Origin of the sequence: Curtobacterium sp. NPDC087082 (genome assembly GCF_044745045.1) — a bacterium.
In the GTDB taxonomy this organism is placed as follows: Bacteria; Actinomycetota; Actinomycetes; order Actinomycetales; family Microbacteriaceae; genus Curtobacterium.
Genome location: NZ_JBIUZN010000001.1, coordinates 1047408 through 1071104 on the forward strand (window position 1 = coordinate 1047408; position 23697 = coordinate 1071104).

Genomic DNA, 23697 nt, shown 5'->3' on the forward strand with positions numbered 1-23697 from the left:
TGTCAGGCCGTCCGCAGCACGAGACCGCCGTGCTCGACGCGCAGGCTGGCAGCGGCCACCAGGCCGAACGGATCACCGTCCAACTGCAGCTGTTCGGGCTCGTCGAGCACGAGGTCGAGTCGCCGCGCCGTCGTGTAGCCGAGCGTCCGCGACCGCGGCAGGAAGCGCGCGAGCAGCCGTCCGAAGCGCGTCCGGTGGTAGAAGCGGTTGAGCGACAGGCCGTAGCCGATCTTCGTCCAGCCGAAGGCGCCACGCGGGCGGAACGCCACCGCGTCGAGGAGCCCGTCGTCCGGCTGCGCTTCGGGGAGGAGCAGCAGTCCCGCCGTGAGGGTCCCGCAGTTGCCCACGATGACGGTGTGCGCCCGCATGCTGTGCTCGTCGCCCTCGTCGAGGCGGTACCGGAGGTCGACCTGGCGGTTGCCGACCACGGACCGCATGATCGGGTCGGAGTAGGCGAGCCAGCCGAAGCGCTTCTTCAGGCCGGCGTTCGTGTCCGCCGCCATCCGGGCGTCGAGACCGATCCCCGCCATCACGAGGAACGCGTGCTCGGTCGTGTCCCCGTCGGCGGTGGTGAGCGCGGCGAACGCGACGTCGACGGCACGGTCAGCGCCGTGGAACGCCGACCGGACGGCCGCGGTGACGTCACCGATCGGGATGCCGAGGTTCCGTGCGTAGAGGTTGCCGGTGCCCGTGGGGAGCAGGGCGATCGGGATGCCGGAGCCGTGCAGCACCTCGGCCGCGACCCGCAGCGTGCCGTCGCCACCGACGACCAGCACGACATCGGGTGCGCTGTCACGGGCGGCGCGTGCGGCGGCGCGGCCGTCGTCGTCGGCCGCGGTCTCGAACCAGGCGGTGTCGGCCCAGCCGAGCGACCCCTGCTCGGTGGCGACCGCCGAGCGGAGGGCGGCGAGGTCGACCGCGGAGGGGTTCACGACGACGGCCGCGTGCTGCGGGCTGTCCGTCCGGTGCGTGCGGTCGGGGGCTGCGGGAGTGGAGGGCACCAGTCGACGGTACCGCCGGACGCGAGGCGATCGCGCCGCGGACCGGTGTGTCCGATCCCCGCGGATCCGCCGAACCTGGCAATCGGGACCCTCACGCACAGGTACGCGAGCGAGACTCGCGGCACGGTGAGTGCCGGGTGACTTCGACACCTGTGCGGTACCTCTCCTGAACAGGCAGGGGCCGTCATGGCCAGCACGCCCATCGTCCGCTCACTCACCCTCATCGGCACCGGGATCGGACTGGCGGCAGCGCTGGCGCTCGCGTCCTCCGGTCCCGCCTCGGCCGCGACCGTCATCGACGGTCCGATCGGGCTCGGCACGGCCGCGACGTACGGCGTCCTCGGCGCCTCGACCGTCACGAACACCGGACCCACCACCGTCCAGGGCGACCTCGGCCTCTCGCCGGGGACCTCGATCACCGGGTTCGGCGGACCCGGCAACGGGATCGTGGACGGCACGGTGCACCAGACCGACGCGGCAGCGACCCAGGCCCAGGCCGACACCACGACCGCGTACAACGTCGCGGCGTCGCTGACCCCGACGCAGACCGGCGTCTCGGAGCTGAACGGCCTCAGCCTGTCGCCCGGTGTCTACACCGGCGACGCACTGCGACTCGCGGACACCGGGACGCTGACGCTCGCGGGCAGCGCCGACTCCGTGTGGGTGTTCCAGGCCGCGTCGACGCTGACGATCGGATCGGGCACGCGCATCCTCACCACGGGTGGCGCGAGCTCCTGCAACGTCTTCTGGCAGGTCGGCAGCTCGGCGACCATCGGCAGCGCCGCACAGTTCCAGGGCACGGTCCTCGCGGACCAGTCCGTCACGGCCACCACGGGTGCGACCGTCGTCGGGCGTCTGTTCGCGCGCACCGCTGCCGTCACGCTCGACACGAACACGATCACCGCGCCGACCGGGTGCCCGGCCCCCGGCACCCCTTCCGAGACGGTGGCTCCGACGATCACGTCCGGCACCCCCACGGCCGCGACCGCCGGCACGCCCTACTCGTTCCCGGTGACGGCGACGGGAACGCCCGCGCCCACGTACTCGGACGGCGGGACCCTGCCGCCCGGGCTCACGATCAACCCGATGACCGGCGTCATCTCCGGCACCCCGACGACGCCCGGCACCACGACGGTGACGATCACGGCGGACAACGGCACGGCCCCGGCCGACACCGAGACGTACGTGCTCACCGTCCGTGCTCCCGCGGTGGTCACGACGCCGACCCCCACTCCCTCGGCACCGACGTCGAGCGCTCCGGCCGTGCCGGTCGCTGCGGGCTCGGGCAGCGGCGGTTCCGGGAACTCCCCGGCGGAACTCGCCTTCACCGGCAGCGACCCGACGGTGCCGCTCACGATCGCCGGAGCACTCCTCGTCGCCGGCTCCGCACTGCTCGTGCTGCGGTCCCGTACCCTTCGTGCCCGACGACGTCCGGCACCGCGCGCGTAGCGTCGGGAGCATGACGAAGCACTGGGTGGCCCCGCGGTTCGGCGGCAGCGAAGTCCTCGAGTACGTCGAGACCGAGGTGCCGGCCCCGGGGCCCGGCGAGGTGACGATCGACGTCCGCGCTGCGGGCATGAACCCCGCCGACACGAAGCACACCCGACAGGGCGACCCGTCGGACCTGCCGATCGCGATCGGCTACGAGGTCGCGGGCGTCCTGAGCGCCGTCGGTCCGGACACCGAGATCGCGTCCGGCGGGGGAGCGGTCGGTGACGAGGTCCTCGCCTTCCGGGTCGCTGGTGGCTGGGCCGAGCGACTCACGGTGCCGGCACGGGACGTGTTCGCCAAGCCCGCGGCCCTCGGCTTCCCCGAAGCCGCGAACCTCCTGCTCGCCGGCACCACCGCCGCGGACATGCTCCGGGTGACCCGGGCCTCGGGGAACGACACGGTCCTCGTGCACGGTGCCGCCGGTGCCGTCGGGGTCAGCCTCCTGCAGCAGCTGCGCCTCCTCGGGGCGCGGGTCATCGGCACCGCCTCCGAGCGCAACGCCGACACCGTCGCGGACTTCGGCGGTGAGTGGATCGCCTACGGCGACGGACTCGAGGACCGGGTCCGGGCACTCGTGGCCGACGGCACGGGCGACGGCGTCGACGTGGCGCTCGACTGCGTCGGGACCGACGAGGCCGTCGACGTCTCGCTCGCGCTCGTCGCGGACCGGTCGCGCATCGTCACGATCGCCGCGTTCGGTCGAGCGGGGGCCGACGGCATCCGGGCGATCGGCGGAGCCCAGCCGGAGAGCAAGGCGTTCCGCGACTCGGTGCGGCAGCGACTCATCGACCTCGCGGGCGACGGGCGGCTCGCCGTCCCCGTCGCGCGGACGTTCCCGCTGGCCGAGGCGAAGTCCGCGGCCGAGGTGCTCGAGTCGCAGCACCCCGGCGGGAAGCTCGCGCTCGTCCCCTGACCCGGCGCGGACGTGGCCGGGGCGTTCTGGTTGAATCGCACTCGTACTTCAGCCAACACCCGAGGGGGACCCATGACCGACCAGTACCCGCCGCAGAACCCGTACGGCCAGCAGCCCGCACCGACCGGGCCCGGGGGCGAACCGCCGATCTGGGCGCCCTGGTACGGCATCTCGTTCGGCAAGGCGTTCTCGCGCTTCTTCAAGAAGTACGCGACGTTCAGCGGCCGCGCGAGCCGCAGCGAGTACTGGTGGTGGTACCTCTGGAGCGCCATCATCGGCACGGTGGCGTCGATCATCACGGGCATCCTGACGGCGGCCACCGGTACGACGACCACCACGACCTCCTCGACGTACGTGGGCTTCTCGACGATGTCGACCAACCCGCTCGCCGGGACGGCCTTCTGGATCGTCGGACTCGCGCTCATCATCCCGACGCTGGCGCTCATCGTGCGACGCCTCCACGACGCGAACATCAGCGGGCTCTTCGCGCTGCTGCTGCTCATCCCGTTCCTCGGTGCGGTCGCGGTGTTCATCATGATGTTCCTGCCGTCGAACCCGCAGGGCGCCCGGTTCGACCGACCGACCGGGTCGCGATGACGACCGGCGGCGAACCCGGGTGGGGGCAGCCGGACGGGCAGCAGCCGCCGGCCGGGCAGCCGTACGGCCAGCCCTCCGCGCCGTACGGGCAGCAGAACGGCCAGCAGTACGGCCAGACGTTCCCGCCGTACGGACAGCCGTACGCGCAGCTCCAGCCCCCGATCCCGGTCGGACCGGACGGCACGCCCCCGCTCTGGGCACCCTGGTACGGCATCGGCTTCCTCGACGCCGCCACGCGCTTCTTCAAGAAGTACGCGCGGTTCGACGGGCGCGCCAGCCGGAGCGAGTTCTGGTTCTGGGCGCTCGCCAACGGGCTGGTCAACCTCGTCTTCCTCGGCGCCTACCTCGTCGCGCTGTTCTCGTGGATCGCGGCGAACACCTCGACCGACGCGTACGGCGTGGCACGGTCCGACGCCGTGGGGCCGCCCGTCGTCGCGCTGCTGATCGGCGGGGTGTGGGGGCTCTGGTGGCTCGCGACGATCGTGCCGAGCCTGGCCCTGGGGTGGCGCCGGGTGCACGACGCGAACCTGGCCGGACCGTTCTGGCTCATCGCGCTGTTCGTCGGGATCGCCGGGATCGTCTTCGGTGCCCTCGAGTCGAACCCGGCCGGTGCGCAGTACGACCGCCCCGACCTCGGGTAGCGCGACCACCACGACGAAGCGGCCCGCCCCGGCAGGGGGCGGGCCGCTTCGTCGTGCTGTGGTCGGGGCGCGGGTCAGACCACCCGGAGCCGCGAGAGCGAACCGTCCACGACCAGGTCGCGCACCGTGACGGACGGATCCGCCGTCTGGAAGCGCAACGCGCCTCCGGGCTGGTCGAACCAGGGCTGGACGAACCGGACCGTCACCAGGAAGGGCCGTTCGACCAGGTAGCGGTGCGTCTCGGGCGCCGACGCGACGTGCGGCGGCAGCGAGCGCTGCGGCAGCGGGGTGTCGAGCGGGTGCAGCAGGTAGCCGTCCGGGCCACCGACGCGGTCCACCGGCACGCCGGCCGGCACCTGGATCGTGAGGCCCTGCTCGCCCGCCTGCGCAACCTGCTGCGCGAGCTGCGGGTACGTCGACGCCGCCCGGTCGCGGAGCCCGTCGAGCTCGTACCGGGGGATGTCCTTCGGCGCCGGGAACGGCCGGTTGAGGAAGCGACGGAGCATCTCCACCGCGTCCGCTTCGCCCCGGGCGGTCGCGAGGCGCCGCGCGGTGCCGTAGTCGACGACCTCGAGCGCGAAGTCGCCCGTGCCCTCGACCGCCACGACTCGGAGCGCGCCCTCGACCGGGGGCTCGTGCAGGGTCTCTCCGGGGAGCTGCACGTAGCGGATCGTGTAGCCGAGCTGGTCGAGGATGGGGCGGGCGTCCGCGAAGGTCATGGAGCGGAGCCTATCGGTGGTGCCCCTGACGTGCCTTGGACGGAGCCGAGCGTCGGCCCCGTCCCGGCGACGTCGTCAGGCCCGGCCCCGCATGACGGCCTGCTTGACCTCGGAGATCGCCTTCGTGACCTGGATGCCACGCGGGCAGGCGTCGGTGCAGTTGAAGGTCGTGCGGCAGCGCCACACGCCCTCCTTGTCGTTGAGGATGTCGAGCCGGACGTCGGCCGCGTCGTCGCGCGAGTCGAAGATGAACCGGTGCGCGTTCACGATCGCGGCGGGGCCGAAGTACTGGCCGTCCGTCCAGAACACCGGGCAGGACGACGTGCACGCGGCGCAGAGGATGCACTTCGTGGTGTCGTCGAAGCGCGCACGGTCGGCCACCGACTGGATGCGCTCCTTGCCCGGGGTGGGGGCGGTCGCGGGCTGCAGGAACGGCTGGACCTCACGGAAGGACTTGAAGAACGGCTCCATGTCGACGACGAGGTCCTTCTCGAGCGGCAGGCCCTTGATCGCCTCGACGTAGATCGGCTTCGACACGTCGAGGTCCTTGATCAGCGTCTTGCACGCCAGCCGGTTGCGCCCGTTGATGCGCATCGCGTCGGAGCCGCAGACACCGTGCGCGCAGGAGCGCCGGAAGGTCAGCGAGCCGTCCTGGTCCCACTTGATCTTGTGCAGCGCGTCGAGGATGCGGTCGGTCGGCAGCATCATGACGTCGAAGTCCTGCCAGCGCGGCTCGTCGTCGACGTCCGGGTCGAAGCGGCGGATGATGAGCGTCACCGGGAACGATCCGGGAGGGGCGTCCTGCACGGTGTCGGTGCGGGGTGCGTCGGAGACCAGGGTGTCGGTCATCTCAGTACTTCCTCTCCATCGGCTGGTACCGCGTCACGACGACTGGCTTCCAGTCGAGGGTGATGTGGTCGTCGGCGAGTGACGAGTGCGGGTCGCCCGTCAGGTACGCCATGGTGTGCTGCATGTAGTTCTCGTCGTCGCGCTTCGGGTAGTCGTCACGCATGTGGCCGCCGCGGGACTCCTTGCGGTTCCGGGCGGAGTACACGACGACCTCGGCGAGGTCGAGCAGGAACCCGAGCTCGACGGCCTCGAGCAGGTCGGTGTTGAACCGCTTGCCCTTGTCCTGCACGGAGACCTGCAGGAAGCGGTTCCGGAGCGTGTGGATGGTCTCGGTGACGCGGGCGAGCGACTCGTCGGTGCGGAACACCTGCGCGTTCTTGTCCATCTCGTCCTGCAGCTCCTTGCGGAGCACGGCGATGCGCTCGGTGCCGGTCGAGGCACGGAGCTGCGCGAGCATGTCGCGGACGCCAGCGGCCGGGTCCTCGGGCAGGGGGAGGAACTCGGCGGTCTTGACCCACTCGGCCGCGTTGTTGCCCGAGCGCTTGCCGAAGACGTTGATGTCGAGCAGCGAGTTGGTGCCGAGGCGGTTCGAGCCGTGGACGGACACGCAGGCGCACTCGCCGGCGGCGTAGAGCCCGGGGACGACCGTGGTGTTGTCGTACAGGACCTCGGCGTCGGTGTTGGTCGGGATGCCGCCCATCGCGTAGTGCGCCGTCGGCATGACGGGCACCGGTTCGACGACCGGGTCGACACCGAGGTAGGTGCGCGCGAACTCGGTGATGTCGGGGAGCTTGGTCTCGAGCACCTCGGCCCCGAGGTGCGTGCAGTCGAGCAGCACGTAGTCCTTGTTCGGCCCGGCGCCACGGCCCTCGGCGACCTCTTGCACCATGCAGCGGGCGACGATGTCACGCGGTGCGAGGTCCTTGATGGTGGGGGCGTAGCGCTCCATGAACCGCTCGCCCGAGGCGTTGCGGAGGATCGCGCCCTCGCCGCGGGCGCCCTCGGTGAGGAGGATGCCGAGGCCGGCGAGCCCGGTCGGGTGGAACTGGAAGAACTCCATGTCCTCGAGCGGGAGGCCGGTGCGCCAGACGATCCCGACGCCGTCGCCGGTCAGGGTGTGGGCGTTCGAGGTGGTCTTGTACATCTTGCCGAAGCCACCGGTCGCGAAGATCATCGCCTTGGCGTGGAAGACGTGGAGGTCACCGGTCGCGAGCTCGTACGCCACCACACCGGCGGGCTGCTTGCGGGTGACGCCGTCCTCGCCGACGACGTCGACCATGATGAGGTCGAGCGCATAGAACTCGTTGAAGAAGTTCACGCCGAGCTTCACGCAGTTCTGGAACAGCGTCTGCAGGATCATGTGGCCCGTGCGGTCCGCCGCGTAGCAGGCCCGGCGGACGGGGGACTTGCCGTGGTCGCGGGTGTGACCGCCGAAGCGCCGCTGGTCGATCTTGCCCTCGGGCGTGCGGTTGAACGGCAGGCCCATGTTCTCGAGGTCGATGACCGCGTCGATGGCTTCCTTCGCGAGGATCTCGGCGGCGTCCTGGTCGACCAGGTAGTCGCCGCCCTTGATCGTGTCGAAGGTGTGCCACTCCCACGAGTCCTCTTCGACGTTGGCGAGCGCCGCGGCCATCCCGCCCTGCGCCGCACCGGTGTGCGAACGCGTCGGGTACAGCTTCGAGATGACGGCCGTCTTCGCCTTCGGGCCGGCCTCGATGGCGGCACGCATGCCGGCACCGCCCGCGCCGATGATGACGATGTCGAACTGGTGGTGGTGAACGGTGGTCTCGGTCACTGGGGCCTTTCAGGAGTGGTGCCGCGCCGGCAGGGGCGTGCGGCGGCGAGGTCGAGGACGCGTGCTGCGGCTACTGGGCCGGGCAGAACGACGGCAGGTCCGCGGCGGCTGCGCCGGCGGGGCACGGGTCGAACGTCCAGCACACGAGCAGGCCGAGCACGATGAGCACGACGCAGGCGATGAGGATCGCGACGAGCAGGGTCTTGCGGATGCCCGGCTTCGACACGTAGTCGTTGACGATCGTCCGCATGCCGTTCGAGCCGTGGATCAGCGCGAGGACGAGCATGAGCGAGTCCCACACCTGCCAGAACGGCGATGCCCACTTGCCGGCGACGAACGCGAAGTCGATCTGCTTGACGCCTTCGCCCGCCACCATGTTGACGAAGAGGTGCCCGAAGATCAGCACGACGAGCAGGACGCCCGAGCCGCGCATGTAGATCCAGCCCCACTTCTCCCAGTTGGTGGAGCGGCGGGCTGCTGCTGCCGAGCGCGGGGGCTCGATGGTCTGCGTGGTCATCCGGATGCCCCCTAGTTGAAGTCCGCGACGAGGTTCATGAGCTGGCGCGGCAGGAAGCCGGCGATGGCGATCGCCCAGAGGACGATCACGATCCAGAACATGGCCCGCTGGTACTTCGGGCCCTTCGACCAGAAGTCGATGAGGATGATCCGGAGCCCGTTGAACGCGTGGAAGACGATGGCCATCACGAGCGCGATCTCACCGAGGTTCATGATCGGCGTCTTGTACGTGCCGATGACCGCGTTGTACGCCTCGGGGGAGAGTCGCACGAGGGCGGTGTCGAGGATGTGCACGAGCAGGAAGAAGTAGATCGCCACACCGGTGATGCGGTGCAGGACCCAGGACCACATGCCGGTGGACCCCCGGTAGAGCGTCCCCTGCGGTGTCCGAGAAGCGCGCGGCGCCTCGATCGTCACCCGGGGTGCGGCGGTCGCCGTACCCCCTGCGGTCTGCTCGGCCATGAGCTCGTCCTCCCATAGGACGGGCTCGCCCGATCGGCGAGCCCTTGCCGTTCGTGTTCGTGTGGAACACGACCCATCCTATGCGCGTGCGCTGACCTTCTCGTGCCAACCGGTCCGGGCACCCCGCGTCGTGGCGGGCGGCGCGCCGATCGTGCGGGCCGTGTCGTGGTGGTCGAGCAGTTCGTCGCCGATCGCCTCCCACGTCGTCCCCTCGACCCGGAGCCGCCCGGCGGAGCCCATCCGCTGGGCCAGGGCGCGGTCGTGGTGCAGGGCGATGACGGCTCGACGCAGGGCCTGTGGCTCGTCCGGGTCGTACAGCTCGCCGTCGAGTCCCGGGGCGACGAGGTCGAGCGGCCCGCCGGCGCTCGGCGCGACGACCGGCAGCCCGCTGGCGTGCGCCTCCTGCAGGGTCTGGCCGAATGTCTCCGCCGGTCCCGTGTGGACGAACAGGTCCAGGGCCGCGTAGGCGTCCGCGAGCGCGTCCCCGCGGAGCGGACCGGTGAACGTGACGTCCAGGTGGCGGAGGCGCCGTTCGAGCGCGGCCCGGGACGGACCACCGCCCGCGACCACGATCCGGATCCCGGGGATGCCGCCGAGCTCCGCGAGCCGCTCGACCTCCTTCTCGGGCGCGAGCCGCCCGACGTACCCGACGATCGTCTCGCCGCGCGGGGCGATCCGCCGCCGGAGCGCCCGCACGTGCGCCGACGAGCGGCGCGCGGGGTGGAACAGCTCGGTGTCGACGCCGCGGCCCCAGCGCGCGACGCGGGGGACGCCGTCCTCGGCGAGCATCGCCGCGGTCGCGCTCGACGGCGCGAGCGTCAGCGAGGCGCCGGCGTGGATGCGTCCGAGGATCCTCCGCACCAACGGGACGGTCGCGGTCAGGCCGTTGCGGCGGGCGAACCCGGCCACGTCGGTCTGGAAGACGGCGACGGAGGGGATGCCGAGCCTCCCGGCCGCCGTGATCGCGCGCCCGCCCAGCAGGAACGGACTCGCGGCGTGGAGCACGTCGGCGCCGGAGGCGGCGAGGATCGTGTCGAGCACCGGGTGGGGGAGCGCGACCGGGAACTGGCGGTAGGCCACGGCCGGGACCCGGTGCACGTCGAAGGAGCGGTACCGCTCCACCGCGGTCCGCGAGCGGAACTGCGCGATGCCGGGGGTGTCCGGCGCGATGACGACCGCGCGGTGACCGCGGCGTTCCAGGTGGTCCAGCACCGCGAGGACGCTGGTGGTGACGCCGTTGAGGGTGGGCAGGAAGCTCTCGGTCACGACGGCGACGGTCCGTTGGGACGTGCCGCGCTCCACGCTGCGTGCGTTCATGGCGGTGTCCATGCTCCGCGCGCGGCGTGTCCCCGCGGGGCCGTCGACGTGAACGCCCGGCACGCAGGCGGTGAACAGCCGCGTCGGCGGGTGGCGAACGGTCGCGTCCGCGCGTGGTGGACGAACGGACGGGAGGCGCGGCGCACGACCGGCGGGCCGGCTGCGGTGGCCGTGTGCGGACTCCCGCACCGCGTGCGTGCGGGAAGCGTGCGGGAACCACCCAGGTCGCGCCCGGCCGCACCGGTACGGTGAGCACGTGGCAGACGCACTCGAGGACTTCTACGCGATCATCCCCGCCGGGGGCATCGGATCGCGGCTCTGGCCGTTGTCGCGTGCCGACGCGCCCAAGTTCCTGCACGACCTGACCGGGTCCGGCACCTCGCTGCTCCGGCAGACGTGGGACCGTCTCGCGCCCCTGGCCGGCGAGCAGCGGATCATGGTCGTCACCGGCCGTGCGCACCGGGTCGCCGTCGAGTCGCAGCTCCCCGGCGTCGAGGACCACAACGTCGTGCTCGAGAGCGAGCCGAAGGACTCCACGGCGGCCATCGGCCTCGCCGCGGCGATCCTGCGCCGCCGCGAGCCGGACGTCGTCATCGGCTCCTTCGCGGCGGACCACGTCATCGGTGACGCCCGGGGCTTCCGCCGGTCGGTCCGCGAAGCGGTCGTCGCCGCACGCGCCGGCTACATCACGACGATCGGCATCACGCCGACCGAGCCGGCGATCGGCTTCGGGTACATCCACGCGCACGACGACCCGATCGGCATCGAGGGCGCCCCGACCGCCCACGCGGTGCGCTCCTTCGTCGAGAAGCCCGACCTCGACACCGCGCGCTCGTACGTCGAGCAGGGCACCTACCTCTGGAACGCGGGCATGTTCATCGCCCGCGCCGACGTGCTGCTCGCCGAGATCGGCCGGACGAAGCCCGAGCTGCTCGCCGGCATCGAGGAGCTCGCCGACGCGTGGGACACCTCGGCCCGTGGTGCCGTCGTGGACGCGGTGTGGCCGAACCTCGAGAAGATCGCCATCGACTACACGGTCGCCGAGCCCGCCGCCGCCGCAGGTCGCATGGCGGTCATCCCCGGCGACTTCGACTGGGACGACGTCGGCGACTTCGCCTCGCTCGCGAAGCTGCAGTCCGGCGGCCGCGCGAACAACCTCGCGGTGCTCGGGGACGGCGCTCGCATCCTCGCGGACTCGTCGAGCGGCATCGTCGTCTCGCACAGCCAGCGGCTCATCTCGCTCATCGGCGTCGAGGACATCGTCGTCGTGGACACCCCCGACGCCCTGCTCGTGACCACCAGCGCGAACGCGCAGCGGGTCAAGGGTGTGGTGGATGCACTGAAGATCAGCGGCCGCGGCGACGTCCTGTAGCGCTCCATCACGAAAAGCGCTTGACGTCCCCCGAACTGGGGGCAGAACCGTGACTTCGCGTTACGGGCGCGTTTCGGCGCGGTCGCGATCCCGTAACTGATCCCAGGAGTCCCTCAGGGGCGTTCTGTACCGGCCGGGCGGTCGTGTACTGTCGCCACGATCGCCCGGAACGCACGTGGTCCGGGCACGCTCCCCGGAGGAACCCACCCGTGACATCTCGTACCCGTCAGGTCCTGCTGAGCTCCCTCGCGCTCGCCGGTACCGTCGCCGTCCTCGCCGGTTGCTCGGCCGCCCCGTCCGACACCGCGTCCGGCGACAACAAGACCAGCTTCCGCCCCTGCATGGTCTCCGACGCCGGTGGCTTCGACGACAAGTCGTTCAACCAGCTCGGGTTCGAGGGCATGAAGGACGCCGCGTCCGACCTCGGTGCCACCTACAAGTCGGCCGAGTCCAAGGACGCCACCGTCTACGACTCGAACATCGAGCAGCTCATCGGCCAGAACTGCAACCTCATCGTCACCGTCGGCTTCAACCTCGCCGACGCCACGAAGAAGCAGGCCGCGGCGAACCCCGACACCGACTTCGCGATCATCGACGACAACTCGATCGACGCGAAGAACGTCAAGCCGATCACCTTCGACACCTCGCAGGCGGCGTTCCTCGCCGGCTACGCGGCCGCCTCGTACTCGAAGAGCGGCGTCGTCGGCACCTTCGGCGGCATGCAGATCCCGACCGTCACGATCTTCATGGACGGCTTCGCGGACGGCGTGAAGTACTACAACGAGCAGAAGTCGAAGGACGTCAAGGTCGTCGGCTGGGACGTCGACAGCCAGAAGGGCTCCTTCACGGGCGGCTTCGAGGCCGGCACGCAGGCCAAGGCCGTCGCGCAGACCCTGATCGACCAGGACGCCGACGTGATCCTGCCCGTGGGTGGCCCGATCTACCAGTCGGCAGCCGAGGCCATCAAGGACGCGAACAACGGTTCCGTGCTGATCGGTGCGGACAGCGACCTCTACGAGGCCGACCCGCGCTACAAGGACATCGCGTTCACGTCCGTCGAGAAGGGCATGCGCCCCGCCGTCAAGGACGTCGTCGAGCAGGCCGCCGACAAGAAGTACTCCAACGAGCCGTACGTCGGCACGCTGAAGAACGACGGCGTCGGCATCGCGCCGTTCCACGACTACGCCGACAAGGTCGACAGCGGCCTCGAGAAGGAGCTCGACACCATCAAGTCGGGCATCATCGACGGCTCGATCAAGGTCGAGACCAAGGCGACCGTCAAGTAGTCCGGTGAACGCGGGCGGGGGAACCTCCCTCGCCCGCGTTTCCGTGCGTCGATCACAGAAACAGACCCAGAGAACATGAAGCTCGAACTCCGCGGCATCACGAAGCGGTTCGGCCCCCTCGTCGCCAACGACCACATCTCGCTCACCGTCGAGCCCGGTGAGGTCCACTGTCTCCTCGGGGAGAACGGCGCCGGCAAGTCGACCCTGATGAACGTCCTGTACGGCCTGTACCAGGCGGACGAGGGCGAGATCCTCCTCGACGACGTCGTCCAGGACTTCGACGGACCCGGTGACGCCATGCGTTCCGGCATCGGCATGGTGCACCAGCACTTCATGCTGGTCCCCGTCTTCACCGTCGCCGAGAACGTCATGCTCGGCCAGGAGCAGACCGCGTTCGGCGGCCGGCTCGACCTCGCCGGCGCCCGCAAGCGCGTGCGGGAGATCTCCGAGCGCTTCGGGTTCGACGTCGACCCGGACGCCAAGGTCGAGGACCTCCCCGTCGGTGTCCAGCAGCGGGTCGAGATCATCAAGGCGCTGTCCCGCGACGCCTCGGTCCTGGTGTTCGACGAGCCGACGGCCGTCCTCACCCCGCAGGAGACCGACGAGCTGATGGGCATCATGCGCCAGCTCCGTGCGGCCGGCACCGCGATCGTGTTCATCACCCACAAGCTGCGCGAGGTCCGCGAGGTCGCCGACCGCATCACCGTGATCCGCCTCGGCAAGGTCGTCGGCGAGGCATCGCCCACCGCGACGAACAACGAGCTCGCGGCGCTCATGGTCGGCCGTGCCGTCTCCCTCGTCGTCGACAAGGCACCAGCCACCGGTGGTGAGGACGCGCTCGTCGTCGACGGGCTGACCGTCACCGACCCGTCCGGCATCGTCCTCGTCGACGACGTCTCGTTCACGGTCCGGCGCGGCGAGGTCCTCGCCATCGCCGGGGTGCAGGGCAACGGGCAGACCGAGCTGACCGAGGCGATCCTCGGCCTCGAGCCGGTGCACGCCGGCCGGGTCACGCTCGACGGGCGCGAGCTCACCGGCCGCACCGTCAAGCAGATCCTCGACGCCGGCGTCGGCTTCGTCCCGGAGGACCGGAAGGAAGACGGGCTCGTCGGCGAGTTCACCATCGCCGAGAACCTCATGCTCGACCGTGCCGACCACGCCGAGTTCGTCCGCGCCGGCACGATCCGATCGGCGGAGCGCGACGCGTTCGCCGACGAGAAGATCGCCGAGTTCGACATCCGCACGCCGAGCCGCACCACCGCGGCCGGCCGGCTGTCCGGCGGCAACCAGCAGAAGATCGTCCTCGCCCGCGAGCTGAGCCGCGACCTGCGCCTCTTCGTCGCGGCGCAGCCGACCCGCGGCATCGACGTCGGGTCGATCGAGTTCGTGCACAAGCGCATCGTCGCCACCCGCGACACCGGTGTCCCGGTCATCGTCGTCTCCACGGAGCTCGACGAGGTCGTGGCACTCGCCGACCGGATCGCCGTGATGTACCGCGGCGGGATCGTCGGCATCGTCCCCGCGGACACCCCGCGCGACGTCCTCGGCCTGATGATGGCCGGGGAACTCCCAGAAGGAACGGAACAGGTCGCATGATGGCCGGGGAACTCACAGAGCCCACCACGACCGGAACGGAGCTGGCAGCGTGAGCAACACGCCAGACAACACGCAGCCGGATGCCCAGCCGACGGCCGACACGCAGCCGGACGCACCGCTGACCGATGACCGCCTGCAGGACGTCGAGTCCACCCCGCACCTCATGACGGACTCCGCCGAGGACACCGAGCGACGCCAGGGCGGCGACCGCTGGCAGGCCGCACTGCAGGGCATCGTCAACGGCTCCGCGCTCGTCACGGTCCTCGCCGTCGTGCTCGCCCTCGTCGCGTGCGGCATCCTCATCGCCATCACCGACGAGAACGTCCGCTCGGCCGCCGGGTACTTCTTCGCCCGTCCGGCCGACACCTTCCGGGCGATCGGCACCGCGGTCGGCGGGGCGTACGCGTCGCTGTTCGAGGGGTCCGTCGTCAACTTCGGCGCGTCGAGCTTCCAGCAGGCCATCGTGCCGCTGACCCGCTCGATCGACTACGCCGTGCCGCTCATCGCGGCCGGTCTCGGCATCGCGCTGTCGTTCCGCGCCGGCCTGTTCAACATCGGCGGCCAGGGCCAGATCCTGATGGGCGCCGCGGCGGCCGGCTGGGTCGGCTTCTCGTTCGACGGCCCCGCGGCGATCCACATCCCGCTCACGATCATCGCCGGCATCGTCGGCGGTGCGGTGTGGGCCGGGATCGTCGGCGTCCTCAAGGCGCGGACGGGTGCCAACGAGGTCGTCCTCACGATCATGCTCAACTACGTCGCGCTGTACCTCGTGAGCTACCTGCTCCGCACGCCGGGCCTGCTGCAGGCGCCGGGCAGCCCGAACCCGATCTCGCCCGCGACGAAGGACAGCGCGGTGCTCCCGCCGCTGTTCGGGGTGCGCTACGGCGTGGACCTCGGCTTCGTCGTGGCGATCATCGCGGTCGTCGTCGTGTGGTGGCTCGTGAACAAGTCCTCGCTCGGCTTCCGCTTCCGCACCATCGGTGAGAACCCGCGTGCCGCGCGCGTGGCGGGCATGAGCGTGCCGTCCCTGACCATCTGGGTCCTCGTCATCTCCGGTGCCCTCGTCGGCATCGCCGGCGCGTACCAGGTGCAGGGCGCGGTCACGACCGGGTTCACCTCCGGCATCGACGCCGGCATCGGGTTCGACGCCATCACCGTGGCGCTGCTCGGCCGGTCGAAGCCGTGGGGCGTGTTCTGGGCCGCGATCCTGTTCGGCGTGCTGAAGAACGGCGGCTACGCCATGCAGGCCGCGAACGGCATCCCGATCGACATCGTGGGCGTCATCCAGGCCCTCATCGTCCTCTTCATCGCGGCGCCGCCGCTCGTCCGCGCGATCTTCCGGATCCCGCAGCCGGGTGCTCGTCGACGCGTCTCCACGAAGAACAGCAAGAAGGCGGTCGCCGCGTGAGCACCCTCAGCCCCACCGCGCCCAGCGCGTCGCCGATCGCCGGCCGTCCGGTCGAGACCACCCGCAGCTGGAAGCTCGCGATCGGGTACGGCGTCTTCACGCTGATCGCCCTCGTGCTCTTCGCGCTGCTGCCCCGCACCGGGACGACCACGTTCCGCCTCGCCAACAGCGGCGACTTCTTCGCCCTGCCCGACGTGCCGTTGCCGGCCGTGGGCACCGGGATCGTCGTGGTCGTGCTGCTCGCGATCCTCACCGTCTACGCGGTCGTCGAGACCCGTGCGGTGCGCCGCGTGCCGATGTGGGTCACCGCGGTGTTCGCCGTGGTGTTCGTCATCGGGTTCCTGACGTGGGCGGCCGCCGGCAAGTCCCTGCCGATCCCCGGCCTGCTGCTCGGCGCGCTGAGCCTCAGCGTCCCGCTGGTGTTCGGTGCTCTCGGCGGCGTCATCTCCGAGCGCGTCGGTGTCGTGAACATCGCGATCGAGGGACAGTTCCTCGCCGGTGCGTTCAGCTCCGCCATGGTCGCGTCCATCACCGGCTCGCCGTGGGTCGGCCTCGTCGCGGCGCTCGTCGCGGGCACGCTCGTGTCGTTCATCCTCGCGGCGTTCAGCATCAAGTACCTCGTCGACCAGGTGATCGTCGGTGTCGTCATCAACGCCTTCATCTCCGGCCTGACCGGCTTCCTGTACTCGCAGGTGCTCTCGCCGAACGAGACCACGCTCAACGTCGGCGTCCGGTTCCCGATCATCCCGATCCCGGTCCTGCACCAGATCCCGGTCATCGGTCCGGTGTTCTTCGAGCAGCGGGTCACGGTCTACCTGGCCTACGTGGCGGTCGCGGTCGTGACGTTCGGGCTCTTCAAGACCCGCTGGGGCCTGCGCCTCCGCGCGGTCGGCGAGCACCCGCAGGCGGCGGACACGGTGGGCATCAACGTCACCGGGACCCGGTTCTGGAACGTGTCCCTCGCCGGAGCGATCGCGGGCCTCGGCGGCGCGTACTTCACGCTCGACGCGGTCGGCCCGTTCACCAAGGACATGACCGCCGGCGCGGGCTACATCGCGCTCGCGGCGGTCATCTTCGGTCGCTGGGACCCGATCAAGGCGACGTTCGCGGCGCTGCTGTTCGGGTTCGCGTCGAACCTGCAGAACACCCTCGGCGCGATCAACTCGCCCGTGCCGAGCGAGTTCCTGCTCATGCTCCCGTACGTGGTGACGATCTTCGCGGTGGCCGGCCTGGTCGGGCAGTCGCGTGGGCCGGCCGCGTCCGGCAAGCCGTACATCAAGAGCTGACGGCCAGGAGGCACGGCACATGACCGACACGCACGCTGCGGGCGACGACGCGGTCGCGTCCACCGACGCGACCGCCTGGGCGGACCCGGCCACGGCCCTGGACGGGCGCGGCGGCCGGACCGCCGCCGACGGGACGGGGGCCGAGCCGCGCCTCCCGTCCGACGTGGACTGGACCGCCCTGCGGACTGCCGCGACGGCTGCGATGGGGCACGCCTACGCGCCGTACTCGTCGTTCCCGGTGGGCGCCGCGGCGCTCACCGACGACGGCCGGATCGTCTCCGGCTGCAACGTCGAGAACGCGAGCTACGGGGTGACGCTCTGCGCGGAGTGCTCGCTCGTGTCGCAGCTGCACATGACCGGCGGCGGCAAGCTCGTCGCGTTCACGTGCGTCGACGGCGACGGGGCGACCCTCATGCCCTGCGGCCGCTGCCGCCAGCTGCTGTTCGAGCACTCGACCGAGGGCATGCTCCTCGAGACGGTCTCGGGCATCCGCACCATCGACGAGGTCCTGCCCGATGCGTTCGGGCCGCGCACCCTCGCCACCTACCAGCAGGAGCACTGATCCACATGGCCGTCGAGCCGTTCGACACCGTCGACCTCATCCGCACCAAGCGCTCCGGGGGCGCCCTGAGCACCGCCGAGGTCGACTGGCTCGTCGACGCCTACACGCGCGGCTACGTCGAGGACCCGCAGATGGCGGCGATGGCGATGGCGATCTTCCTGAACGGGATGGAGCGGCGCGAGATCAAGGACCTCACGCTCGCGATGATCGCGTCGGGGGAGCGGATGTCGTTCTCGTCGCTCGGCAAGACGACGGTCGACAAGCACTCGACCGGTGGTGTCGGCGACAAGATCACGCTGCCGTTGGCGCCCCTCGTGGCGTCGTTCGGGGTCGCGGTACCCCAGCTGTCGGGCCGCGGGCTCGGGCACACCGGCGGGACGCTCGACAAGCTCGAGTCGATCCCCGGGTGGCAGGCGGCGCTGTCGAACGACCGTCTCCTCGAGGTGCTGACCGACGTGGGCGCGGTCATCTGCGCCGCCGGTACCGGCCTGGCTCCGGCCGACAAGAAGCTGTACGCCCTGCGGGACATCACCGGCACCGTCGAGAGCATCCCGCTCATCGCGTCGAGCATCATGTCGAAGAAGATCGCCGAGGGCACGGGTGCGCTCGTGCTCGACGTGAAGTTCGGGTCGGGGGCGTTCATGCCCTCGTACGAGGCGTCGCGCGAGCTCGCGCAGACGATGGTCGACCTCGGGAACGACGCCGGGGTGAAGACCTCGGCGCTGCTGACCGACATGGAGGTCCCGCTCGGGCTGACGATCGGCAACGCCCTCGAGGTGCGGGAGTCGGTCGACGTGTTGGCGGGCGGGGGTCCCGCCGACGTCGTCGCGCTGACCGTGGCGCTGGCGACCGAGATGCTCACGCTGGCCGGGTTGCCGGACGCCGACCCGGCGGCCGCACTGGCCGACGGCCGAGCGATGGACACCTGGCGGCGGATGATTCAGGCGCAGGGCGGGGACCCCGCAGCCGCGTTGCCGGTCGCCCGCGAGCAGCACGTCGTCACCGCGCCGTCGTCGGGCGTGCTCGCGCAGCAGGACGCGCTGCCGTTCGGCGTCTCGGCCTGGCGCCTGGGTGCCGGCCGGGCCCGCGCGCAGGACCCGGTGCAGGCCGGGGCGGGCATCGAGCTGCACGTCAAGCCCGGTGACACCGTCGCCGCGGGGCAGCCGCTCTGGACGCTGCACACCGACGACGCGTCGCGGATCCCGCGGGCGCTCGAGTCGCTCGAGGGTGCGTGGTCGATCGGCACCGAGGCGCCTCGGCGTGGGCCGATCGTGCGCGAGCGCATCGCGGGCTGAACCCGGGCCGTGGGACCGGCCACCGGCCGGGCTGCGGCTGCCTGCCCGGCTGTGGAGAGCCTCCAGTGGGTCCCGTCGTCTGTTGTGCACAGGTGCCTGCGCGGGGTCGGTGACCACCGATAGCCTGGGGGCATGAGCTCCGACGCCACGACCTACCGCCTGCCCGACGCCGGAGCGGTCATCAACGACCTGCCGAAGGTCTCGCTGCACGACCACCTCGACGGTGGCCTGCGCCCGGCGACGATCGTCGAGCTCGCCGGTGCCGCGGGCGTCACACTGCCGACGACCGACCCGGCCGAGCTCGGGCAGTGGTTCGCCGACCAGTCGAACTCCGGCTCGCTCGTCGAGTACCTGAAGACCTTCGACGTCACGATCTCGGTGATGCAGACGGCGCCGCAGCTGCACCGCATCGCGAAGGAGTTCGTCGAGGACCTGGTCGCCGACGGTGTCGTCTACGGCGAGGTCCGCTGGGCGCCCGAGCAGCACCTGCAGGGCGGGCTCACGCTCGACCAGGCGGTCGAGGCCGTGCAGGCCGGCATCGAGGAAGCGGTCGACGCCGCCGGCGGCAGCATCCGCGTCGGGCAGCTCGTCACCGCGATGCGCCACGCAGACCGCGCCCTCGAGATCGCCGAGCTCGCCGTCCGGCACCGTGACAACGGAGTCGTCGGGTTCGACATCGCCGGTGCCGAGGCCGGGTTCCCGCCCTCGAACCACCGTGCTGCGTTCGACTACCTCGCCTCCGAGCTCTTCCCCGTGACGGTGCACGCGGGCGAGGCCGACGGGCTCGCCTCGATCCGCTCCGCGCTCGTCGACGGGCGGGCACTGCGCCTCGGCCACGGCGTCCGCATCTTCGAGGACGTCGTCCTGTCCGACGCCGGTGACGGCTCGACGCTGGCCTCCCTCGGCGAGGTCGCCTCGTGGGTGCGCGACCGTGAGATCCCGCTCGAGGTCTCGCCGTCGTCGAACCTGCAGACCGGGGCCGTCGCGGCGTGGGGCGACGACCTCGCCGACCACCCCTTCGACGTGCTCTACCAGCTCGGCTTCCGGGTCACGGTGAACACCGACAACCGCCTGATGAGCGACACCTCGCTCTCGAAGGAGCTCGCACTGCTGGCGGGCACGTTCGGCTACGACCTCGACGACCTCGCGGCGTTCCAGATCAACGCGGCGCTCGGCTCGTTCCTGCCGCTCGAGGACCGCGAAGAGATCATCGCTACCATCACGGCCGGTCACCAGGAGGCCTGACGCATGCCACTGCCGCCGCTGCCGGACTCCGCCGTCGTGCTCGGGGCGACCGCGTCCTCGTGGCGCGACGCGCTCCGGCTGGCCGGCGGTGCCCTCGTGTCGTCGGGAGCGGCCACCGAGCCGTACACCGACGCCATGATCGGCCTGGTCGAGGAACACGGGCCGTACATCGTCATCTCGCCCGGGCTGGCGTTCGCGCACGCCCGGCCGGGGCCCGCGGTGCTGCGTGACGGGCTGTCCGTCGTGACGCTCGACGCGCCGGTGTCGTTCGGGCACCCGCACAACGACCCCGTGCGTGTGGTGCTCGGGCTCGCGGTCGCCGGGGTCGGCACCCACCTCGAGTCGATCGGGGAGATCGCGAACCTGTTCAACGACGCCTCGGTGACCGGTCGGATCGCCGATGCCGCCACCGCGGACGAGGTCCGCGCGATCATGGGGGTCACGGCATGAAGATCGTCACCATCTGCGGCGCGGGCATCGGTTCCAGCGCGATCCTCAAGGTGAACGCCGAGAAGGCCCTCGCGGCGCTCGGGCTGACCGCGTCCGTCGTGGCGGCCGACGTCGCGTCCGTGCAGAAGGTGTCCGACGACGCGAACGTGATCCTCACCAGCCAGGAGTTCGTCGAGGCGATCGGGTCCACCTACGCCGAGGTCATCGTGATCCGGAACCACTTCGACCAGGCCGAGATCACGGCCGCGGTGGACCGGGCGCTCGGCGAACACTGACGCCGGTTCCGTGGCCTCTAGAGTTGGGGCATGAGCACGGAGAACCCGCTGAACGACCCCGCCGCCGACCCGTTCGAGGTCGCGCGTGACGCCGCCGAGGTCATCGCCTCGAAGTCCGGCATCGAGCGCCACGACATCGCCCTGACCCTCGGGTCCGGGTGGGGGAAGGCCGCGGACCTCATCGGCGAGACCGTGTCCGAGATCCCCGCGTCCGAGGTCCCCGGCTTCAGCGCCTCGGCCGTCCCCGGACACTCCGGTACGGTCCGCTCGATCCGTCTCGCCGACGGCCGGCACGCGCTGGTCATCGGGGCGCGCACGCACTACTACGAGGGCCACGGGGTCCGTCGGGTCGTGCACAGCGTCCGGACCGCGGCGGCGACCGGCGCCTCGATCATGGTCCTGACGAACGGTGCCGGGGGCATCAAGGAGCACTGGACGCCCGGCACGCCCGTCCTCATCAGCGACCACATCAACCTCACCGCGAACAGCCCGCTCGAGGGCGCCACGTTCGTCGACCTCACCGACCTGTACTCGGCGCGGCTCCGGTCGGTCGCTCGCGGCGTGGACCCCTCGCTCGACGAGGGCGTCTACACCCAGTTCCGCGGTCCGCACTACGAGACGCCGGCCGAGGTCCAGATGGCGAAGACCATCGGCGGGCACATCGTCGGCATGTCCACCGCGCTCGAGGCCATCGCGGCGCGGCAGGCCGGCATGGAGGTCCTCGGCTTCTCGCTCATCACGAACCTCGCCGCCGGCATCCAGAAGACGCCGCTGTCGCACGCCGAGGTGCTCGAGGCCGGGCGCGAGGCCGAGCCGGTGATCGCCGACCTGCTCGCCCGCGTGGTGACCGCGCTGGGCTCCGCGTCGTGAAGCTCGACGTCGACGGCGTGCTCGCTGCTGCTCGTGCCTGGAGCGCGCAGGACCCGGACCCCGAGACCCGTTCCTCGCTCGATGCGGCGATCGACGCGGCGGCGACCGGCGACGGTCCCGCCGTGCAGGACCTCGCCGCGCGGTTCGCCGGGCGCCTGGCGTTCGGCACTGCAGGCCTCCGCGCCGAACTCGGGTACGGACCGCTCCGGATGAACCGGGTCGTCGTGACCCAGGCCGCCGCGGGACTCGCGCGCTTCCTCATCGACACCGGGCGTCGACGCAGCGTCGTCATCGGGTACGACGGCCGGGTGAACTCGGACGTCTTCGCCCGCGACTCCGCCGAGGTCATGCGCGGCCTCGGGCTCGAGGTCACCCTGCTGCCGTCGGCGCTCCCCACGCCCGTGCTGGCCTTCGCCGTGCGGCACCTCGACGTCGGTGCCGGGGTGATGGTGACCGCGAGCCACAACCCGCCGCGGGACAACGGCTACAAGGTCTACCTCGGCGAGGACGACGAGGGGTCGCAGATCGTCCCGCCCGTCGACGCCGACATCGCCGCCGCGATCGACGCCGTCGCCGCGGGCTCGATCGCGGACCTGCCCCGTGCCACCGACTACACCGTCGCCACGTCCGAGCTGCTCGGCGCCTACGTGTCCGCCACCGCGGCGACGGTGGCAGCGCCCGGGCTCGCTCCGGACGCGCAGCCGAAGGTCGTCTACACGGCCATGCACGGCGTCGGGTGGGAGACCGCCCGCGCGGTGTTCGAGGCGGCCGGGTTCGCCGTGCCGGTGACCGTGCCCGAGCAGATCGAGCCGGACGGGGCGTTCCCGACGGTGTCGTTCCCGAACCCCGAGGAACCGGGGGCGATGGACCTGTCGATCGCCCGCGGGGTCGCTGTCGGTGCGGACCTCGTCATCGCGAACGATCCGGACGCCGATCGGCTGGCGCTGGCGATCCCGGACGGCGACGGTTCCTTCCGCAGGCTCTCGGGCAACGAGGTCGGCTGGCTCCTCGGGTGGCGCGCTGCCGCCCGGGCGTCCGACGACGGTGTGCAGGGAACGCTCGCGGCGTCGATCGTGTCCTCGCCGGCGCTCGCACGGGTCGCGGCGCGGCACGGGCTGGAGTACCGCGACACCCTCACCGGCTTCAAGTGGGTCTCCCGCGTCCCCGGGCTGCTGTTCGGGTACGAGGAAGCGCTCGGCTACCTGGTCGACCCGGAGGTCGTCCGCGACAAGGACGGCATCTCGGCGGCGCTGTCCCTGCTGTCCCTCGCCGCGGACCTGGCCGCCCAGGGGTCGTCGATCGCCGGGCAGCTCGACGCCTTCGCGGCCGAGTTCGGGGCGTTCGCGTCAGGGCAGGTGGCGACCCGGGTCGACGACCTCTCCCGCATCGGTTCGATCATGGCGTCCCTGCGGTCGACGCCGCCGACGACGCTCGGCGGGCTGTCGGTGCTGTCGGTGACGGACTACGCCGGAGGTGTCGAGGGCTTCCCGCCGTCGGACATCCTCCGCTACGACCTGACGGGTGACGCCCGCGTGATCGTCCGCCCGAGCGGGACCGAGCCGAAGGTGAAGGTCTACATCGACACCGTCGCGGCGACCCCCGCCGAGGCGCAGTCGCTCGTCGACGCCCTCGCCGCCGACATCCGCCCCCTGGTGTCGTAGGCGCGGCCGCGCCGGCGCGCCGGCTCGCCGCGCGTCGCGCTTGCGGCGCTGGCCCGCCGCCCGCCGCGTGTCGAACCACGTTTCCGACAT

At 71.3% G+C, this 23697-nt stretch carries 23 protein-coding genes; 16 read left to right on the forward strand and 7 right to left on the reverse strand.

Annotated elements, in window-relative coordinates; translation table 11 throughout:
• Positions 1-2: 2 nt before the first annotated feature.
• Positions 3-1001, reverse strand: coding sequence for a diacylglycerol/lipid kinase family protein (locus ACIPEP_RS05005; RefSeq protein WP_402716653.1), 999 nt, complete (start codon positions 999-1001; stop codon positions 3-5).
• A 186-nt stretch (positions 1002-1187) separates the two neighbouring features.
• Here ACIPEP_RS05005 and ACIPEP_RS05010 point away from each other — a divergent pair, with 186 nt between their 5' ends.
• From ACIPEP_RS05010 to ACIPEP_RS05025, 4 genes are all read left to right on the forward strand, one after another.
• Positions 1188-2450, forward strand: coding sequence for an ice-binding family protein (locus ACIPEP_RS05010; RefSeq protein ID WP_402716654.1), 1263 nt, complete (start codon positions 1188-1190; stop codon positions 2448-2450).
• A gap of 10 nt (positions 2451-2460) precedes the next feature.
• Positions 2461-3405, forward strand: a complete 945-nt coding sequence (locus ACIPEP_RS05015; RefSeq protein ID WP_402716655.1) for a zinc-binding alcohol dehydrogenase family protein — start codon at positions 2461-2463, stop codon at positions 3403-3405.
• A 72-nt stretch (positions 3406-3477) separates the two neighbouring features.
• Positions 3478-4002 (forward strand): DUF805 domain-containing protein, encoded by a 525-nt coding sequence (locus tag ACIPEP_RS05020; RefSeq protein WP_070418434.1) that lies wholly within the window; start codon positions 3478-3480, stop codon positions 4000-4002.
• Positions 3999-4643 carry a DUF805 domain-containing protein gene (locus ACIPEP_RS05025; protein WP_083295281.1) on the forward strand — a complete coding sequence of 215 codons (645 nt, stop codon included), beginning with the start codon at positions 3999-4001 and terminating at the stop codon, positions 4641-4643. The genes ACIPEP_RS05020 and ACIPEP_RS05025 overlap by 4 nt, the downstream gene beginning before the upstream one ends.
• A 74-nt stretch (positions 4644-4717) precedes the next feature.
• Here ACIPEP_RS05025 and ACIPEP_RS05030 read toward each other — a convergent pair whose 3' ends face one another.
• From ACIPEP_RS05030 to ACIPEP_RS05055, 6 genes are all read right to left on the reverse strand, one after another.
• Positions 4718-5362, reverse strand: coding sequence for a TNT domain-containing protein (locus ACIPEP_RS05030; protein WP_402716656.1), 645 nt, complete (start codon positions 5360-5362; stop codon positions 4718-4720).
• 75 nt (positions 5363-5437) lie between these two features.
• The gene (locus ACIPEP_RS05035) at positions 5438-6211 is read right to left on the reverse strand and encodes a succinate dehydrogenase iron-sulfur subunit (protein ID WP_071295792.1); all 774 of its coding nucleotides are present in this window, start codon (positions 6209-6211) and stop codon (positions 5438-5440) included.
• A 1-nt stretch (position 6212) separates the two neighbouring features.
• Positions 6213-8006, reverse strand: a complete 1794-nt coding sequence (gene sdhA / locus ACIPEP_RS05040) for a succinate dehydrogenase flavoprotein subunit (RefSeq protein ID WP_070418437.1) — start codon at positions 8004-8006, stop codon at positions 6213-6215.
• 70 nt (positions 8007-8076) lie between these two features.
• Positions 8077-8523, reverse strand: a complete 447-nt coding sequence (gene sdhD, locus ACIPEP_RS05045; protein WP_070418438.1) for a succinate dehydrogenase, hydrophobic membrane anchor protein — start codon at positions 8521-8523, stop codon at positions 8077-8079.
• An 11-nt stretch (positions 8524-8534) separates the two neighbouring features.
• Complete coding sequence (sdhC, locus tag ACIPEP_RS05050) at positions 8535-8984, reverse strand: succinate dehydrogenase, cytochrome b556 subunit (RefSeq protein ID WP_083295282.1); 450 nt, start codon at positions 8982-8984, stop codon at positions 8535-8537.
• A gap of 78 nt (positions 8985-9062) precedes the next feature.
• A complete protein-coding gene (locus ACIPEP_RS05055; protein ID WP_402716657.1) occupies positions 9063-10301 on the reverse strand; it encodes a glycosyltransferase family 4 protein in 1239 nt (412 codons plus the stop codon).
• 256 nt (positions 10302-10557) lie between these two features.
• Here ACIPEP_RS05055 and ACIPEP_RS05060 point away from each other — a divergent pair, with 256 nt between their 5' ends.
• The 12 genes from ACIPEP_RS05060 (at position 10558) to ACIPEP_RS05115 (ending at position 23607) form a co-directional block, all read left to right on the forward strand.
• Positions 10558-11673: a mannose-1-phosphate guanylyltransferase gene (locus ACIPEP_RS05060; protein WP_070418440.1), complete on the forward strand. Its 1116-nt coding sequence runs from the start codon at positions 10558-10560 to the stop codon at positions 11671-11673.
• A 209-nt stretch (positions 11674-11882) separates the two neighbouring features.
• Entirely contained in the window at positions 11883-12959 is a 1077-nt protein-coding gene (locus ACIPEP_RS05065; RefSeq protein WP_070418441.1) for a BMP family protein, read from the forward strand.
• A 75-nt stretch (positions 12960-13034) separates the two neighbouring features.
• A complete protein-coding gene (locus tag ACIPEP_RS05070; RefSeq protein WP_261646978.1) occupies positions 13035-14555 on the forward strand; it encodes an ABC transporter ATP-binding protein in 1521 nt (506 codons plus the stop codon).
• 49 nt (positions 14556-14604) lie between these two features.
• Positions 14605-15963 (forward strand): ABC transporter permease, encoded by a 1359-nt coding sequence (locus ACIPEP_RS05075; protein ID WP_402716658.1) that lies wholly within the window; start codon positions 14605-14607, stop codon positions 15961-15963.
• Positions 15960-17249 carry an ABC transporter permease gene (locus tag ACIPEP_RS05080; protein ID WP_402716659.1) on the forward strand — a complete coding sequence of 430 codons (1290 nt, stop codon included), beginning with the start codon at positions 15960-15962 and terminating at the stop codon, positions 17247-17249. Before ACIPEP_RS05075 ends, ACIPEP_RS05080 begins: the two co-directional genes overlap by 4 nt.
• 163 nt (positions 17250-17412) lie before the next feature.
• Positions 17413-17811, forward strand: a complete 399-nt coding sequence (locus ACIPEP_RS05085; protein WP_070419511.1) for a cytidine deaminase — start codon at positions 17413-17415, stop codon at positions 17809-17811.
• Positions 17812-17816: 5 nt separating this feature from the next.
• Positions 17817-19106: a thymidine phosphorylase gene (locus tag ACIPEP_RS05090; RefSeq protein ID WP_092386459.1), complete on the forward strand. Its 1290-nt coding sequence runs from the start codon at positions 17817-17819 to the stop codon at positions 19104-19106.
• Between the two features lie 132 nt (positions 19107-19238).
• Entirely contained in the window at positions 19239-20351 is a 1113-nt protein-coding gene (locus ACIPEP_RS05095; RefSeq protein WP_229086413.1) for an adenosine deaminase, read from the forward strand.
• 3 nt (positions 20352-20354) lie between these two features.
• Positions 20355-20801 carry a PTS sugar transporter subunit IIA gene (locus tag ACIPEP_RS05100; RefSeq protein WP_070418446.1) on the forward strand — a complete coding sequence of 149 codons (447 nt, stop codon included), beginning with the start codon at positions 20355-20357 and terminating at the stop codon, positions 20799-20801.
• Positions 20798-21076, forward strand: coding sequence for a PTS sugar transporter subunit IIB (locus ACIPEP_RS05105; RefSeq protein ID WP_070418447.1), 279 nt, complete (start codon positions 20798-20800; stop codon positions 21074-21076). Before ACIPEP_RS05100 ends, ACIPEP_RS05105 begins: the two co-directional genes overlap by 4 nt.
• 30 nt (positions 21077-21106) lie before the next feature.
• A complete protein-coding gene (locus ACIPEP_RS05110) occupies positions 21107-21946 on the forward strand; it encodes a purine-nucleoside phosphorylase (protein ID WP_402716660.1) in 840 nt (279 codons plus the stop codon).
• The gene (locus ACIPEP_RS05115; RefSeq protein WP_402716661.1) at positions 21943-23607 is read left to right on the forward strand and encodes a phospho-sugar mutase; all 1665 of its coding nucleotides are present in this window, start codon (positions 21943-21945) and stop codon (positions 23605-23607) included. Before ACIPEP_RS05110 ends, ACIPEP_RS05115 begins: the two co-directional genes overlap by 4 nt.
• Positions 23608-23697: the final 90 nt, after the last annotated feature.